Below are 18,142 nucleotides of genomic sequence, written 5' to 3' on the forward strand. Positions count from 1 at the left end.
CGAACTCCCGATGCGAGCCTTCAACCCTGCCTCTACCGCACAACCGCCGACCCCATAATACCCTTGATAATCTCCACATTCGCTTCCATATGCTCGGGGTCCAGCATCCGTTCGTGTCCCCCGACGCCCTGATAATACGTCACCCGGCCCGCAGTGGCCCCTTGCCAATTCCGATACTGTTGATCGGCCTCATCCTTCGGCGGATGACGAAACTCGTCCTCCGGCTGCGAGGAATGAACGACATGCAGGTCCGCTTGGACCGTGCCGATATTATCCAGCAAATAAATATAGAACGAATATTGCTTCAAGCGTTCCAGATCTTGTTCGTTGATGCGAAAATTTTTATAGAACTCACGAATCACGGGGGTGGCGATATACCTCTCCCACATCGCTTGCAGCTCTTCGTCGGTCACGGGCTCCGGCTCGGTCTTCCGGTAAGCGTCCAGCATGATCACATCGGACACGCGGTACCCGGCCGCCTCCATCGCTTTGATCACCTCGAACGCCAGATTCCCTCCGGCGGAGTAGCCCAGGAACGTATAATCGCCCTCCCTCTGTGCAGCGGTGATCAGCTTGACATAACGCTCCATCCGGTCGGGATGATCGATATAATCCAGCGCATAGATCGTGCAGTCGTCCATCTGCTTGGCGAACTCATAGTACGCGATCCCGAGACCGCCCATCGGCGGGAAGCAGAAAAGCGTTTTGCGCCGCTCCTTTTTGTTTAAGCGTACGATAGGCTGAGGCTCCGCCTTGCTGTTATCCATCAAGAAGGCGGCCATGCCCCGGATCGTCGACGATTCCAAAATGACGTGCAGCGGAAGCTCGGCCCGGTAGTCGTGCTGGACCCGCGACACGAGCAGCATCGCATGGAGCGAGCTGCCGCCCGCTTCGAAGAAATCGTCCGTGACGCCGATCTCCGGCCTCTCCAAAATCTCCCTGCACACGGCCGCCAGCCGATGCTCCCACGGATTGCTCGGGACGGCCTGCGCCTGCACCTCTGCCGTTTCACGAGCCGTCACTTCGGGCTGCGGCAGCGCCCGGCGGTCGATTTTGCCGTTGGACGATAGCGGCATCTCGCTGAGCTCCGTATAATGAGACGGCGCCATGAAAGCCGGCAGCCGTGCCGCGGCAAATGCCTTAAGCTCTTCCGCAGTGACCGGGGCGGCCGAAACGTAATAGGCGCACAGCACGGTGTCGCCGCTCGCCCCGTCCCAAGCCGTCACCGCCGCTTCACTCAGCCGCTCATGGCTCCGAAGCACGCTTTCGATCTCCCCGAGCTCGATGCGGTAGCCCCGGATTTTGACCTGCTCGTCTTTTCTCCCCATATATTCCAGCCGCCCGTCCGGTAGCCAGCGGGCCAGGTCTCCGGAACAGTACATGCGCTCCCCGGGATAGAACGGATCGTCCGTGAACGACGCGGCCGTCCGCTCCGGGAGATTCAGATAGCCTCTCGCCAGCCCCCGGCCCGCGATCCACAGCTCGCCCTTCACGCCAACCGGAACCAAGCCGCGGTCGTCGTTCAAAACATAGACGCGGGTGTTCGGCAGCGGCTTGCCGATGGATAAGGGCCGATCCGGTACGACGTTCCGCTCCAGCGTCGTCACGATGCTGTTCTCCGTTGGACCGTATTCGTCCGCCAGCTCGATATGCGGGAATCGCTCCCTGCTCCGTTTCACCAGCTTGGCAGGCAGCCGCTCCCCGCCCAATGTCACCACGCGCAGGGAACGGGCGTCCTCCTCGCCGAGACATTCGATCATCGCCGTATACACGCTGGGCACGCAGTCGAGATGCGTCACCTGCCGGTCGCGAATATGATCGCGGAGCGCCAGCGGATTCCGCGCTTCCTCATCCGTGGCCAGCACCACCGTCGAGCCCGACAGCAGCGGGGTAAACAAGCAGGACAAGAAGGCGTCGAACGCATACGAGTACAACTGCAGCACCCGGGCCGTCCCGTCGAACGGGTATTCCGCCCGGCGGGCCAGAACCGTATTGACCGCTCCCCCGTGCTCGATCAGGACGCCTTTCGGCTTGCCGGTCGTCCCAGAGGTGTAGATGACATAAGCCAAATGGCGGCTGCCCGAAAGCGACAACAGCTCCTCCCGGTCGGCGCGGTCAAGCTCCGGGTCCCGGAGATCGATGCATTCCCCGGCAAAAGGAATCTCCCCCAGCGGTGAAGTCGTCAGCAGCAGCTTCATGCCGCTGTCGGCGATCATATAGGCTTGCCGGTCGGCCGGATAGTCCGGCGGGATCGGGACGAAGGCCGCGCCCGCCTTTAGGATGCCCAGCATGCCCGCGATCATCTCTACGGAACGTTCGGCGCGCAGGCCGATGCGGTCGTCAGGCTGCACCCCTCTGCGCCGCAGCACATGGGCCAGTTGATTGGAACGCACATGCAGCTCGCGGTACGTCAGCATGCGCATGCCGCAGATCAAGGCCGGGTGCTCCGGCGTTTTGCGGACCTGATCCGCGAAGCAGGCATGAAGCGTCTGATCCGCCTGCTCGTACCGAATCGACTGGAAAAAGTCTCCCAGCAGCTTTCGCTTATCTTCCGGCGTCAGCACTTCGATCCGGTCAACGGGCACCGTTTCGTCCGTCATGATCTGATCCAGCACGCCGATGAATTGGTCCTTAAGCTGCTCCATCAGCCACGGCTCATACAGCGACGCGTTGAAGTTAAACTTCATGGCGGCATCCTGCGGATAAACGTAGATATTGAACTGCTCCGTCTCCTCTTCGGCGCGAATATCCGCGAACTCGAAGCCTAAGCCGTCCTTCGACTCGACATTGTCCACGTACCTCCGGTCGAAGGGGAAATTTTCGAAGATCATCAGATGATCCAGTTGACGATGCTTCACATCGGTCGCCTGATTCATCTCCTGCAAGGGGACAAAATCGTACGCCTTCGACTCCAGCGCTTGCCGCTGCACCTCCTTGAGGCATTCGGCGAAGGGCTGTCCGGGCTGCAGCCGGATACGGACGGGGATCGTATTGAGGAAAAGTCCCACCATCTCCTCGATCCCCTTCACCTCGGCGGGCCTTCCCGACACGATGGAGCCGAACACGACATCGTCGCTCTGCATGTACTGCCGCAGCACGATCGCCCATGCCGCCTGAAACACCGAATTGATCGTCGCCTGGCAGGCTCTGGCGAGCTGCTGAAGCCGGTCCATCCGCGCTTGGCCCAGCTCCGCGTTGACGTTCATGACCACAGGTTTGACCGCTGGCTTGCCCGAAGGGTCCGAAGCGGAAGAATGGGCCTGTGCGATTACAGGAAAACCGCCCCGGGACCGCTCCAATCCGGCCAACGTCTTTTGCCAATAAGCAATTCCCGCTTTCTTGTCCTGTTTCTCCAGCCATTCCTGATAATGACTGTAAGGGGAGGTTTCTACGGTCACAGGCTCCCGTTTGTCTTGCAGCAGGCGGTAATTGTCCAACAGCTCCCGGAACACTCGCGCAAACGACCAACCGTCCAAAATAATATGGTGATTGCACCAGATCCACCGATACTCCTGAGGACCTGTCCGGAACACAGCCATTCGGACGAGAAGATCTTTACTGAGGTCGAAGCCCCGCGCCTTGTTATCCTGCTTCCATTGGCGCAAATGCGCCTCCTGCCGTTCCTTCGCCAGCTCCGACACGTCCTCGAAATGCAGGCAGAATTTCCGCTCCTTCATCACCACCTGCAGCGGACGCGGCAAATTATCGTGAACGAATACCGTTCTCAGAATATCGTAGCGCTTCACGAGGGCGTCCATGCTTTGTTCCAGCCGGGAGACGTCGAGCTCTCCCCGCAGCACCGCCTCGATCTGTACAAAAGACTGCCAGGACTCCTTATCCGAGAGCCAGAGATAATACATCCCTTCTTGCGAAGGAGCCAGCGGGTAGATTTTTTTGATTTTGTCCTTGGAATTCATAGGCAGTTCCTCCTGTTGCGCCGCAGCCGTAAAGGGCTACTCGATCGTGTCGACCAGATCGTACAGCTGATCCAGCTCTTGCAGCGTCAGCCGGTTATAGCCCAGGTCGCTGGGCGTGGCTTCGGCGGCGTTTTGCTCCCCGCAGTGGCGGATGAGGTCCAGCAGGCGGCTTTGGAGCTTGTCCAGCAAAGCGGCGATCGTGTCGTGACGGTGATGCGTGCGGTTGTAGTCTATCGCGATGTGAAGACGCCGGTCCTGCACATAGCCCGTGATAAAGAGCGAAGCCGTTCGCTCGGCTTCCGGGCTTGTCAGACGGCCGACCGGCCACGGCGACGGGCCGAACCACCGCTTGCGCAGATCGGTATCGATCTGGCCGATATAGTTGAAGCAGATGTCCGGCTGCTGCGTAAACGTCAAGCCCGGCACGCTTTCCCGGGGCGTAATATATTTCAACAGGCCGTAGCCGATCCCGTGATTCGGCAGCTGCCGCAAATGCTCTTTGACCGATTTGATCTGGTAACCCAAATCATCCGTAGGCTCCATCGGCAGAACAATCGGAAACTGCGACGTAAACCAGCCGACCGTGCGGGTGGTGTTCATAGCCTTAACGACGTTCTCCCGGCCGTGTCCTTCCAGTTGGATCACGATCCGGTTCGTGTTCATCCATTCCTTCAAGGTCAAGCCCAAGGCGGTCAGCAAAATATCGTTGATTTCCGTATGGTAAGCGCGGTGGACCTGCTTCAGCAGCTGCTCCGTTTCTTCCGTCGGCAGCGTGAACATCGCTTGAGCTTCGTCCTTCGTCAGATTGCCCGTCGCCTCGAAGTCCCTTGGTACAGGCACGCACGGCGTGCTCTCGACGGCCGCCCAATAATCGGCCTCACGCAGCACTTTGCCGCTGCGGGCGTACTGCTGCACGGCTTCCGCCCAGGCTTGGAACGAATGCGTTTTGGGCGGCATGACGATGTCACCCTCATGGGTCAGCGCCTGCTCGTAAGCCGCTTCCAAATCTTCCAGCACAATTCGCCATGACACCCAATCCATCACCAAGTGGTGAGCGACGAGCAGCAAATGATCGCCCTGCGGCGTTCGGAACAAGGCGGTCTTCATCAGAGGGCCGTTCGCCAAATCGATGCTCTCATGCAGCCGGTTGGCGTGCGCCAGAACAGCCGATTCCATCGAATCGCCGCCGTCCAGAGCCACGACCTCGAAACCGATCAGCGGCTGCTCCTCCGGTCCCCGGTTATACAGCAGCTTGCGGCCCTCTTCGTCCCTTACGACGGATCGCAGCACGTCATGATGCCCGGCCAACTTTTCCAGCGCGCGCTTCAAGGCGGTTTCGTCCAAAGCGGTCTCCGAATGCAGCATCACCGCCAAATTCCAATGGGCCGAAGAAGCAAAGTCACGGTCAAAAAACCACCGGACGATCGGCGTATCCGCTATCGGTCCTTCCACGGCGTCCTGCGAGATCTGCACCTGCCCGTCGACCGGCTTGAGATCGAGGCAAAGCTCCTTCAGCACCGGAGTCAAAAAGATCTTCTTCATCTCCAGGTCCCAGCCTCTGCGGTACAATCTCGATGCGATCTGAATCGCCTTGATGGAATCTCCGCCCAGATGGAAAAAGTTGTCTTCTCGCCCGACCGTTTCTCCTCCCAGCACCTCCTGCCATACGGAAGCCATTAGCTCTTCCAGCTCGCCTTCCGGTGGGACGAACTCTGTTGCCGAGCCCCCAGCCGCTGCTGGCTCCGGGAGCCGCTTGCGGTCCAATTTGCCGCTGGACGTCAGCGGAAATGCTTCCAGCCTCACGTAATGAGCCGGGACCATGTAAGCGGGCAGCCGGTCCAACAACAGCGCGCGCAGCTCCGCAGCATCCAATTCCCGATCCGCGACGTAATAGGCGCAGAGAGCTTTGCCGGATGCGGAGGCAGAGGCAACCGGCCGGACCAAAACAGCGGCTTCTTTGACCGCCGGGTGCCCGTTCAGCGTGGCTTCGATCTCTCCCGTTTCGATCCGGATGCCGTTCAGCTTCACTTGATCGTCACGCCGCCCGAGGTACTCGATGCTTCCGTCCGGCAGCCGGCAGCCGTAATCGCCCGTCCGGTACATAACCTCGACCGGTCGGAACGGATGGTCCACGAACCGCTCGGCGGTCAGCACCGGGTTATTGCGGTAGCCCCGGGCTAGTCCCGCCCCGCTAATATACATTTCCCCGCGCACACCGACCGGCACGGGCTGCAAGCTCTCGTCCAAAATATAAATTTGCGTGTTGGCGACGGGACGCCCGATGCAAGCGGACGGACTGGCCGCGTCAAATTCGTGAGCCGTAGCGAAAATCGTCGCCTCTGTCGGGCCGTACAGGTTCAGCAAACGTATGGAATCCGACAGCCATGCGCGAAGGTCGAGCGTGCATGCTTCCCCGCCCGTTCCCACAGTACGCAGCGAAGCTGGAAGCCTCGCCGGGTTGAGCGTGGACAAGACGGACGGCGTCAGCAGCATCGCCGTAATTCGCTGCTCCTCCAGCAACCGGTGCAGCGCCTCGCCTCCCGCCGTCGCTTCCGGGCTGACGAGGCAGAGCGCCGCGCCCGAGGAGAGCGTCGCAAAAATCTCCAGCACCGACGCATCGAACGTCGTCGACGCATACTGCAGCATCCGGCTGCCTCTGGACAAGCCGAACAGCCCGATGGCCGCTTCGACAGCATTGCACACGCTGCGGTGCTCGATCGCGACCGCGTTCGGCTTGCCCGTCGATCCCGACGTATACATCACGTAGGCCAGATCGCCTGCGCCCGCTTCAACACGCGGATTGTCCGCGCTCTCCTCCGCAACCGATTGCCACGTGCCGTCAAGCACGAGCTTGTGCCGCACCGCCAAGATCGGCTCCGACTCCGCATCCGCCAGCTTAGGCTGAATCAGCAGTACTTCTATCCCCGAATCGTCGATCATGGTGCGAATCCGCTCGGCCGGATAAGCCGGATCGATGGCGACGTACGCGCCTCCCGCTTTCAGGATGCCGAGCAGGCCTACGACCGTTTCGAACGAGCGCTCCATCATCAAGCCGACAGCCGTCTCCCGGCCGACTCCCCGCTTCCGCAAAGCATGGGCGACCTGATTGGCGCGCCGGTTTAGCTCCCGGTACGTCATCGACTGGCCCCCGCACACGACGGCCGGATCGTCCGGCGTAAGCTCCGCCTGTCTCTCGAACAGACGATGAATGCACGAATCGTCCGGGAACGGCTGCGCCGTTTCGTTCCATTCTTCAATGAGCTGGTGCCGTTCTTCGTCCGACAGCATCCCCAGCTCGTGAATGGATTGCTGTGGATTGAGCACGATGCTCTGCAGCAGGGTTTCCCAATGCAGGCTCATGCGCTCGAACGTCTCCCGGCGGAACAGATCCGGCGAATATTCGAGAAAGCCATCCAGTCCGTCTTCCGTTTCGGTTAAGCCGATGGTGACATCGTATTTTGCCGTTTCCCCATCGATCATCTGAATATCTGCTTCCAGCTCGGGGAGCGCGAACTTTTCCTCCGGCACGTCCACATATACGAATACCGCCTGCACCAGCGGGTTGCGACTCGGATCGATCGGCACCCGCAGCTCGTCCAGCAGCAGACCAACCGGCAGCTCCTGATGCTTGTAGACCTCCCTGGCGGTATCGCGCACCTGCCGCAGCAGGTCGATAAAGCTCATCTCTCCCGACATATGCGAACGAAGCGTCCCCATCGTCAGGAAGTACCCCATCACTTTTTCCATCTCGATCCGGTTGCGGTTGGCGAGCGGAGTCCCGACCAGAATGTCGGCCTGCCCGGTATACCGGTAGAGCAGCGCCTTGAACGCCGCCATCACGATCATGAAGGTCGAAGCGTTTTCCCGCTTGGCAATCGCTTTCAGCCCGTCCAAAATCTCCTTCGACGACCGTAGGAAGACGCGCGCTCCCCGGTAAGTTATCGCAGGGGGCCGGGGGAAGTCCGTATGGATGTCAAGGACATAGTCGCAATCCTTCAGCTGCTCCTTCCAGAAGGCAAGCAGCTTCTCCCGGGTCTCGCCCTGCAAATAATTCCGCTGCCATTCGGCATAATCCGCGTACTGGATCGGCAGCTCCGGAAGCTCGGCGGGGACGCCTGCAAGCGCGGCCTTGTAATGTACCATCAGCTCTTCGAAGAAAATCGAGAAGGTGAGCCGGTCGATGACAATGTGATGAATGGTTAAGACGAGCGTCCATTCCGTATCCGATAGCGTAAACAGCTTGAAGCGGATGAGCGGCCCTTTTGCCAGATCGAACAATTGCTGGACCTCTTCGCGCATCAGCTTCTGGGCGACGACTTCCCGCTCCTCCTCTGGGATATCCCGCAGGTCCACGACGGGAACGCTGACGCGGAGCTCGGGCAGCACGATCTGCACGGGATCGACGCGGCCGAATACGGTTCGCCAAGCCTCGTGTCGCTTGACGATTTCGTTGATGCCGTACTCCAGCGCTCCATGATGCAGCTTACCTCTCAAACGGGCGGCCCCGTACACGTTGTACGCGTGCGATTCAGGATGCATCCGGTTAAAGAACCAAAGCCGCTCCTGATCGAAGGAGAGCGGGCTTGGGTCCGTATGGTTCCGCCGTGGGATCGCTGCGGCCGCCGGATTCGGGCTTAGCTGCTGCGCATTCAAGTTTTTTTGCTTGAGCCGCTGTTCGAACAGCGCCCGCTGCTCCGGCGTCAGCGATTGGATACGGTCGGTCAGATTCTTCATGGGATCAGCTCCTTGTCATAGGCGAATTTCCGCTGCAATTCGGATAACCATACCAAGCTTTCCATCACCGTCTCCCGGTCCACGCCAAAATCGATCAGGCAGGCAATCTCCCCGACACCGATGTCGCGGAGCGTCTCCACCAGCTTCACGCACTTGTCCGGCGTTCCGAGCAGGGAGCTTTCGCGGTAATACTTATCGAAAGCGCGGGATACGATCGCCTCGAAGTCCGCGTCGGTCATGCCGTCGTAGTCGGCGAGAATTTGCCTTTGCTGGCTTAAAAAAGTCTTGAGATATTCCTTCAGCGGCCGCTCCACCTTCGCCCGAACCGCTTCGTCGTTCTCCCCGAGGCAGGTATGAAGCATGACCGCGACCTTTTTCGCCTGCGGATCGTAGCCATGCCTCGGCAGCGCTTCGCGGTACCGCTCGATTTTGCCCTCCAGCTCGGCAAAGCCGTTCCCGAGTATGCCGGTCAGAATACCGGCTCCGATCTCGGCGGCCTGACGGTACGTCTCCTCGTTCCCGTTCGTGGCGATCCACAGGTTCAGCTCGCTTTGGATCGGCCGGGGGAGCGTCTTGATTCGGTGCAGCGTTCCACTGGCGTCTGTGAAAGGAACAGCCTCCCCGCTCCATAAAGCCCGAACCTGTTCGACCGATTTGAACAGTTCTTCCTTGCGGCGGACATAATAGTCCGGGTCCTGCACCGGGGCGAGGATAAAATCGGCGGGATGCCAGCCCGTGGCAAAAGCGACCGACACGCGCCCGCCCGACAGGTTGTCCACGACCGACCATTCCTCGACGAACCGGACCGGATGGTGCAGCGGGAGCACGACACTCCCCGCCCGCAGTTCGATCCGCTCGGTGACTGCCGCCAGCGCCGCGCTGAGCACCGAAGGATTCGGGTACAGTCCCCCGAACTCCTCAAAATGCCGCTCCGGCGTCCACACCGCCTTAAACCCGTGCCGATCCGCAAACGCCGCGCATTCCATCAGCAGCCCGTATTTATGGCGGTCCGTGGTCGAGCCGTCGCCGGAGAAGAAAAACAAACTGAAATCCATGGCCGCTTCGCTGCGCCTGCGCTTCGGAACAAAAGCCGCTTCCGCCGCAGCCTGTCCGCGCCCGGGCTTCGCGCCGCTTGCCGTATCCGGCGCCGCGATCCCCTGCTGCTTGAGACGCCGCTCCAGCAGCGCCCGCTGCTCGGGTGACAGCGCCGCCAGCCGATCTTGAATGCCGCTCATTCCCTCCAACTCCTTACCCCTCGCCGCTTAATAGCTGCATCAGCTCGTCCTGCGGCATATTTTCGATTTCGCTGAGCAAGCGTTCGATTTCGTCCAGTTCCTCCGGCTTGACCTGCGTCTGCGCAATCGACTCGGCCAGCTCGGCAATCGTCGGCGACTGGAAAATAACATCCATCGGGATGTCGCCGTGAAACGCTTGCCGCAGCCGGGCGACAAGCTGGATCGAAAGCAGCGAGTTGCCGCCAAGATCAAAGAAGCTCTGCCCTCTGCCGATGCCGGGAATCCCGAACAGCGTCTCCCAGATGGCCGCGATCTTGTGCTCCGCCTCGGTTTGCGGCGGTTCTTGAGGCGCTTCACCATCCCGGTGCTCGGTGTCCGTCCGGCTATTTCGGCTATCCGAGGCAGCGTGGCCTGCCGCATGCAGCCATCCGCTGCCCACCGCATCGTGAATGCTTTGCGTGGACACGACAGCTTGGGACAGCCCGCTGGCCGCGATGCGCCGGATCGCCTCCAGCCCTTCCACTCCGGTAATGCCGAATTGCGCCTGCATCTGCAGCATATGCTCCTTGACGTCCGCCGGGAGCTCCGTCTGCTTCCGGACCCAGACATCGTCCTGCCACATACCCCAGTTGACGGAGACGGTCCGGCCTCCGGCGGCCGCATGCCACTTGGCGAACGCATCGACAAAATGATGGGACGCGCACTGATCCATCAGTCCGACGCCGCCGGTGAACGAGATCGTGCGCGAGAACACGATCATCAGCTCCAGCGGATGGGAGCGAAGCAGCGATTCCAACGTGAGCAGCCCAAGCGCCTGAGGCTCAATGACCCGTTCGGACCGCTCCCGGTCGCCCAACTGGATCAAGCCCGAGCCATACGGCTCCTGGGCGAACAGCACGCCGTGAATCGCGCCGAACCGCCGCTCCGCTTGCCGCACAATATCCCGCAGCCCGGCTTCATCGGTCAGATCGGCGCTGGCGTAGAGCAAAGGGGTTCCATTTTGCTCCAGCACGTGAATTCGCTTAATGATCTTGCCCGTATCGTCCGACTCCCCGTTACGCAGCAAGTAATGCTCCCACTCGCGGGCGTCCGGGAACGATGCTTCCCCGATCAGCACGAAAGAAACCTTCGCCGTCCGGGCGATTTCCTCGCAAAGCTGTAAGCCGATTTCGCTCGTTGCCCCCGTCACCAGATACACGCCTCCATCGCGGAAGGCGGCATCCGCAGGATCGGCTTCCGGAAGCTTGACCGCTTCGTAGAGTTGCGTGAAGCGCTGCAGCCCCCGGTACGCAACGACAAAGTCCTCTCCCCCACGCTCGATCTCCTGAAGCAGCTGCCGGACCAAGCGCCCGGAGGAAGCCGAAGCAAGATCGGCAAGACTCACGTCGATGGCACGCGCCCGAATCTGCGCGTACTCTTGCGGAATGACCCGCAGCGCCCCGAACAAGGTCGCCCGCTCCGGGCTGCGCACCTGCTCGTGGGCGACCCATTGCAGACTGCCGGTGAGCACGATCAGCTCCGTCGGCTTCGCCGCCGCCTGCATGCCGATCGCTTGGGCCAAGTGCATCAAGCTGTAGAGCCCAAGCTGCTGCGACCGGGCGTAACGCTGTGCAATGGGGACAGGGACATCCTCCCCCTCCGACTCCGGTTCGACGACGTTCCAGAGGTGGACGACGGCATCCGGGAAGCGCTGCTGTGCCGCCAAAGCATGCAGCAGCTCCTCATAGGACCAGCCTTGTGCGGGATGGACTGTAAAAACGTCCTTCTCCACTTGCCGGAATCCGTCGCCTTCGAGCACCGCGACGACATCGTGCCCCTTGTTCTTCAAGCCCTCGCTCAAGGCTTCGGCCAGCCCATACCGGTCGTGGAACAGCAGATACGTCCGCTTGTGCGGCACTTGTGCCCCGGAGGCCGGGGGCTGCGGAGGCAGGTACGTTTGTTTCCATACCGGAGCGTAGAACCAATCGGCCATGTCCGCCTGGCGCACCTGTCCCACGGCAGCGGCCGCATCGGCGGGGACAGCGTGAACCTTCTTCTCCAAATAGTAGCGGTAGCGCTCGAACGGATACGTCGGCAAAGGCACGCGCCGGCGCGCTTTCCCTTCATGCCATGCGGCGCAATCGATATCCGCGCCTGCGGACCACAGCTCGCCCAGCGCCTGAAGGACGCTGGCATACGCGGATTTCCCCGCTGCCGCTGGGGACAACGCATTCAATGCCAGCGCTCCGGGCGTCGCGTTCCGGGCGGTTTGCTGCCGGACCAGCGAGGTCAAAGAATGCCCCGGGCCGATCTCCAGAAAGGCCGTTCTTCCCGTTTCCGACAACAGGCGGATGCCGTCTGCGAAGCGGACGGTGTCCCGCAAATGCCGGACCCAATACATCGGGTCCGTCGCCTGCTCCGCCGTAATCCACGTTCCCGTCACATTCGAGACGTACGGAAGCTGTGGCGCGTGCAGCGCAATCCCCCGCATGACCCCGGCGAACCGTTCGAGCATCGGCTCCATCATCGCCGAATGATAAGCATGCGAGGTCACCAAACGCTTCGATACGGCGTTCTTGCGTGCGAGCGCCTGCTCCAGCCGTTCGATCGCCTCGAAGGTTCCCGACACCACGCAGGACATCGGTCCGTTCACGGCAGCCACGGACAGCCCTGGGGACTCAGCAGCCAGTAGCTCCCGCACTTCCGCTTCGGACAGCGCGATCGCCAGCATCGCTCCGCGATCCATCTCCTGCATCAGACTTCCGCGTGCGGCAACGGCGGTCAAGGCATCGTCCAAGGTCATGACTCCCGCCAAGCAAGCGGCCACATACTCGCCGATGCTGTGGCCGATCATCGCCTGCGGACGAACGCCCCAAGCCTCCAACTGCTTGGCCAAAGCATATTCAAGGACGAACAGCGCAGGCTGCGTCAGGGCGGTTTGGCGCAGCCGGGAAGCCGCTTCCTCCGCTTCGGACGGAGGCGGATACAGCACATTGCGCAGATCCAGGCCGAGCAGCGGTTGCAGCCGTTCGGCGCACCGGTCCACCTGCTCGCGATACACGGGCGCGGATTCGTACAGCTCGGCGCCCATATAGATGTGCTGCGCCCCCTGCCCGGTAAACATAAAAGTTACGCCCAGCGACGGTTCGCCGCCGTCCGCGGACTCCTGCGCCGCGCTCCGGCCGGACGGTGACGACAGGTCCGCGAGCTTCGCTTTTAATTCGTCTGCGACCGTCCCGTGATCGCGGCCGACCACCGCGAGCCGCCGGGCGAACGTTTCTCTGCCTGCGGCAAGCGTATAGGCCACATCGGATAAGGGAACGTCCCGGTTCGTTTGCAAATAGCCGATTAACCGCTCCGTCTTCCGGCGCAAGGCCGCGTCCGTTTTGGCAGACAAGGCGATAACATTCCAATCAGTCCCGGCCCCAGCCCCTGCCTCCGGATGCCGTGCCATTTCCACCAATGGCGCTTCCTCCAGCACAACATGCGCATTCGTGCCGCCCATGCCAAACGAGCTTACCCCGGCCCGGCGGGGATGCCCGTCCGTCTTCCACTCCCTGAGCCGGTCGTTCACATAGAAAGGACTGTTCGCAAAATCGATTTTCGGATTCGGCTCCGTATAGTGCAGACTCGGCGGCAGCATTTTATTTTGCAGGCACAGCACCGTTTTGATCAGTCCGGCAATCCCGGCGGCGCTGTCGAGATGGCCGATGTTCGTTTTGACCGACCCGATGGCACAGTACTGCTTCTGGCTCGTAGTCTCGCGGTACGCCTCCGTCAAGGCGGCCACTTCAACGGGATCGCCCAGCGCGGTGCCGGTGCCGTGAGCCTCGATATACGTCATCGTTGACGGATCGATCTCCGAGACGGCGAGCGCTTCCCTGACGACCTCGGCCTGCCGCGTCACGCTCGGGGCGGTATACCCGACCTTCTGCGCCCCGTCGTTATTGACCGCCGAACCGCGGACCACGGCCAGAATCGTATCCCCGTCCGCCACGGCTTCATCCAGCCGCTTCAGCAGGACGGCACCTGCCCCGTTCCCGACCGCCGTGCCTTGGGACTTGGCGTCGAACGCGCGGCAGCGCCCGTCCGGCGACAAAATGCCTCCTTCCTGATAGTCGAAGCCTGCCGTTTGGTCCGCTTTGACCGACACGCCGCCGGCGATCGCCATATCGCACTCGTACGTGAGCAGCGCCTGACACGCCATGTGGACGGCGACCAAGGAGCTGGAGCAGGCCGTTTGCACCGCGACGCTCGGGCCGCTCAGGTTTAACTTGTACGAAACGCGGGTGGCGAGAAAGTCCGGGTGGTTGCCGATACCGATCTGGAACGGTCCGAACGATTCCACAAGCTCGTCATGGCTCAGCACATGCTGGAGATAATCCGACTGGCCGCTGCCCGCATAGACCCCGACCCGTTCGGGGCACCTCGTTGGCGGATATCCCCCCGACTCTAGAGCCTCGTAGGCACATTCCAGAAACAACCGGTGCTGCGGGTCCGTCATCTCCGCTTCCCGCGGCGTCATCCCGAAGAAGACGGCATCGAAGTCGGCCGCTGCCTCCAGAATCCCCGCGGCATGGACCCGGTTCTTCTCCGGCGCCTTGAAGGAGGTAATCGATTCCCGCCCGTCTCGCAGATTGGTCCAAAATTGCTCCAAATCCCCGGCTCCCGGAAATCGTCCCGCCATCCCGATAATCGCAATTCCCCGCAGTTCCGCGTCTTTTGCAATCGCTTCCATAAGTTCTTTTACCTCCCTGCTTTTTAAGAGACCGGTGAATAAGAGGCCGCTGCACGAGCGGATCGTTCTTCCGATCGCTGTTGTCCCCGGATTCTTCGATTCAATAACCCTCAGGCGGGTAGAATCCGGAGACAAAGGTGACGCTTCTCCAGAACGATTCCGCTCTCTTCGCTACTTATTTAACGGTCTTCTAAGCCGTTTCTGCCTTTCCATTTCTTCCTTTCGCTGGAATGCTATGCGGTGCGCACTTGTGCTTCTGCCACCGTTTCCGACCACTTCTTCCTCCCCAGCTGTCCCCCGGCTCCGGTTTAAGTGACCCGCCAGCGCACGAATTGTGGGAAAACGGAACAGGTCGACGACGGTCACGGAATCGTCCAGCGCCTCCCTGACGCTCTGATGCACGCGCAGCAGCCGGAAGGAATCCCCGCCCAAGTCGAAAAAGTGATCCTGAACGCCCACCCGCGATAAGCCGAGCGCCTCTTTCCAAATCCGCGTCAACGCCTCTTCCGCCGGATTGAGCGGAGCTACGCTTTCCATCGCAGGCGGCTCTTCGAGGGCGAGCTTGCTTAAAGCCGACCGATCCGCTTTGCCGCTTGGCGTCAGCGGCAGCCGGTCGATCACACGGACGAAATGCGGCACCATAAATGCGGGAAGCCGTTCCTGCAAGTAGGCGCGCAATTCCGCCGTTTGCGGCTTGTCCGTCCCGCCCGCCGCCGGGACCGCAAAAGCAACCAGCCGCCGGCCGCTGCCGTCGTCATGCACGACAACCACGGCTTGCCGGATGCCCGGATGCAGGCCGAGCACGGTTTCGATCTCTTCCAGCTCGATGCGGTGGCCGCGAATTTTCACCTGGTGATCGGCTCGCCCGATATATTCCAGATTTCCGTCCGGCAAATAGCGGGCCAAGTCTCCCGTACGGTACAAACGGACGGCTCCCGGCACAGCCAGGCCAAGCTCCACCTCCACGAATCGTTCGGCCGTTAGCCCGGGACGGTTCCAATACCCGCGGGCCAATCCCGCTCCGCCGATATACATCTCGCCGGTGACGCCGACCGGAACCGGCTTCCGGTTCTCGTCCAGCACATATACCTGCGTATTGGCAAGGGGCCGACCGATATCCGGCGGCAACCGCCCGCCGTCGAACGTTCTATCGGTTGCCCATACCGTCGCTTCCGTCGGGCCGTAGGCGTTGATGAAGCGCCGGTTGACGCTCCAGGCGGCAGCCACTTCGGAAGGACAAGGCTCGCCTCCGGAGATGACCGTCTCCAATGTCCGCAAGGCGGCGGCACTGCCCGGGATTTCCGACAGCATCGCGAGCACGGATGCCGGAAGCATGAGCACGTTGACGGCTTTTTGACCGATAAGTTCGACCAGCGGCTTGCCCGGCAGCATCGCCTCGCGGGTATCTGCCACAAGCGTTCCCCCGCTGCACAGCACGGGGAAAATTTCCGCCACGGAGGCGTCGAAGCTGCACGACGAAAACTGCAAGATCCTCGTACGGCCGGACAGCTCCAGCCTCTCCTTCATTGCATGAATGAGGTTGCCGAGTCCCCGGTGCTCGATCATGACGCCCTTTGGCTGCCCGGTGGAACCGGAGGTATAGATGATATATGCGAGATCGCTCTCTACAGGGAAAGGCCAATGAACGTCCTTAAGCGCTTCAACCGCACTTCCCTGCGCTTCTTTCGGCTCAACCGGAACGACCTCGCATCCCCCGCCAGCGATGGTTTGTCCGATCTCCCCTTTTGTCATAAGGAATTGAGCCTGCGAATCGTTCAACATATAAGCGATCCGTTCCGCCGGATAATCCGGATCGACCGGCAAATACGCTCCACCTGCGCGGAGAACCGCGATCATCGCCGCGATAAGCTCCGGCCCCTTGGGCAGCATCACCGCGACGACGCTTTCCGCCGCCACGCCCCGGCTTCGCAAGCCGTGCGCCAGCCGGCGCGTCCATTGCTCCAGCTCACGATACGTCAGGCGTTCTTCGCCGAATTCGACGGCAACCGCATCGGGCGTCCGCCGGACCTGCCCGGCGAACAGCTCGGCAAACGTGCGCTGCGGTCCGAAATCCCGCTCCGTCCGGTTGAAATCGTTCAAAATCCGCCTCTCCTCGGTTTCCGATAGAAGGCGCAGATCTGCCACGGTCCGCTCCGGATGGGACAGCGCATCGTCCAGCAGCTTCATGTACCGCTCGCCATGCGCCGCGATTTCGTCTTCACCGAACAGCGCCCGCTGGTATTCGAAATCCAGCCGGTACGTGCCCGAATCCTTATGATCTTTAACGTGAAAAAGCAACTCATCCGCGATCGAGCCGCTGAAATGAATTTCACTCGTTACGCCGATCTCGTCGTCCTTGCGGAAATTCATCACTTGAAACTCCGTCCCGATATGATACAACGGCCCTGCATTCGGATGACGCTCTCTTGTTCGGGCCACGAGCTGATTGTAGGGGTATTTTTGGTGGCGCAGCATGCGCGTATAGGCTTTGGCAAGGGCTTGGCAATGAGATGCAAAAGCATGCTGCGGATCGACCTCGTAGCGAAAAGCAGCCACACCCGCGAACATGCCGAAGGTGTGTTTGTCCCGGGGGCTTGTCCGATTCCCGGTTATACTGGCGAGCGCTATGTCTCTTTGGCCCGTCATCCGGTACAAATAGGCATAGAAAAGGGCAAGAAAGAAAGCCGAAGGCGTGATGCCCGACTCCAGGCAGAAAGCATCGACGCGTGCCCTCCTGCTGCCGTCGATCGAGAACCCGTAGCGGCCACTTTCCATATTCCCTGTCGGATTCCCGGTCCGGGCCAAAGAAATCCGTTCTGGTAGCGTCCGAAACTTGTCGTCCCAATATTGACGGTCCTGCGCATACCGATCCGATTCCAGATACGCGCGCTCCCGGTCGATCGCTTCGAGATAGGAAGGCTTCTTTTGAAAATCCCGTGCCTGCCCTCGGGCCAAGCACAAATAAAGGTCTACGATGTCGGCCCCGGCTTGTACGAGAGCGGTGCCGTCACCAAGGATATGATGGCATTTGAGATACAACCATGATTCGGTGTCGGAAAGGCGGAGGAAAGCAAAATCATAAAGCCGGGAAGCTTCAAGCGGGTAAGGCTGTCTGGTCGCAGCGTCAATCCACAGGCGTGCCGACTGATCGGGCGCCTGCTCGTTGCGGAAATCAAGAAGCGGGATGTCGGGAGGATCGTCCGGGCTGATATACTGTCGAGGCATGCCGGGATCGTCCGAAGCAGAGGTTGTGATTGAGAGCCGGATGGAATCGTTTTCCAAAATAAATTGGGCGACGGCCTTCTTCAACAACTCGGGAGAAACGCACGTCGAAAATTTAACAGACAAACCAAAGTTCATGAAACCGGAATCGGGATGCATCTTTTGCATGAACCAAATCCGCTTCTGCGCTTGCGTCAGCGGAAACGTTCCTGAAGGCGTTGCGTTCATTCCTCATCCTCCCTGTCTTCATTACCTCCATGTTCTCCGATGTTCGATTTCATTGTAGCACGCTTGGAATTTATTTGCTATAAATACCT

General features: G+C 60.7%; 5 protein-coding genes. All 5 read right to left on the bottom strand.

Translation table 11 applies throughout. The features are described 5' to 3' along the window. Positions 1 to 32 precede the first annotated feature (32 nt). The 5 genes from KQX66_RS21365 to KQX66_RS21385 all read right to left on the bottom strand — a co-directional run bounded on the left by KQX66_RS21365 (position 33) and on the right by KQX66_RS21385 (position 18,053). The gene (locus tag KQX66_RS21365) at positions 33 to 3,917 is read right to left on the bottom strand and encodes a non-ribosomal peptide synthetase (RefSeq protein ID WP_216794831.1); all 3,885 of its coding nucleotides are present in this window, start codon (positions 3,915 to 3,917) and stop codon (positions 33 to 35) included. A gap of 36 nt (positions 3,918 to 3,953) precedes the next feature. Then, entirely contained in the window at positions 3,954 to 8,651 is a 4,698-nt protein-coding gene (locus KQX66_RS21370; RefSeq protein WP_216794832.1) for a non-ribosomal peptide synthetase, read from the bottom strand. Further along, a complete protein-coding gene (locus KQX66_RS21375) occupies positions 8,648 to 9,886 on the bottom strand; it encodes a MupA/Atu3671 family FMN-dependent luciferase-like monooxygenase (RefSeq protein WP_216794833.1) in 1,239 nt (412 codons plus the stop codon). The genes KQX66_RS21370 and KQX66_RS21375 overlap by 4 nt, the downstream gene beginning before the upstream one ends. Positions 9,887 to 9,899: 13 nt before the next feature. Next, positions 9,900 to 14,603: a type I polyketide synthase gene (locus KQX66_RS21380; protein ID WP_216794834.1), complete on the bottom strand. Its 4,704-nt coding sequence runs from the start codon at positions 14,601 to 14,603 to the stop codon at positions 9,900 to 9,902. A gap of 171 nt (positions 14,604 to 14,774) precedes the next feature. Beyond that, positions 14,775 to 18,053 (bottom strand): non-ribosomal peptide synthetase, encoded by a 3,279-nt coding sequence (locus tag KQX66_RS21385; protein WP_216794835.1) that lies wholly within the window; start codon positions 18,051 to 18,053, stop codon positions 14,775 to 14,777. Positions 18,054 to 18,142 lie beyond the last annotated feature (89 nt).

The organism is Paenibacillus oleatilyticus (assembly GCF_018998565.1).
Lineage (GTDB): Bacteria > Bacillota > Bacilli > Paenibacillales > NBRC-103111 > Paenibacillus_G > Paenibacillus_G oleatilyticus.

Coding starts and splice junctions, on each gene's coding strand:
- KQX66_RS21365 (WP_216794831.1), bottom strand. CDS start 3,917: ATGAATTCCAAGGACAAAATCAAAAAAATCTACCCGCTGGCTCCTTCG.
- KQX66_RS21375 (WP_216794833.1), bottom strand. CDS start 9,886: ATGAGCGGCATTCAAGATCGGCTGGCGGCGCTGTCACCCGAGCAGCGG.
- KQX66_RS21385 (WP_216794835.1), bottom strand. CDS start 18,053: ATGAACGCAACGCCTTCAGGAACGTTTCCGCTGACGCAAGCGCAGAAG.
- KQX66_RS21370 (WP_216794832.1), bottom strand. CDS start 8,651: ATGAAGAATCTGACCGACCGTATCCAATCGCTGACGCCGGAGCAGCGG.
- KQX66_RS21380 (WP_216794834.1), bottom strand. CDS start 14,603: ATGGAAGCGATTGCAAAAGACGCGGAACTGCGGGGAATTGCGATTATC.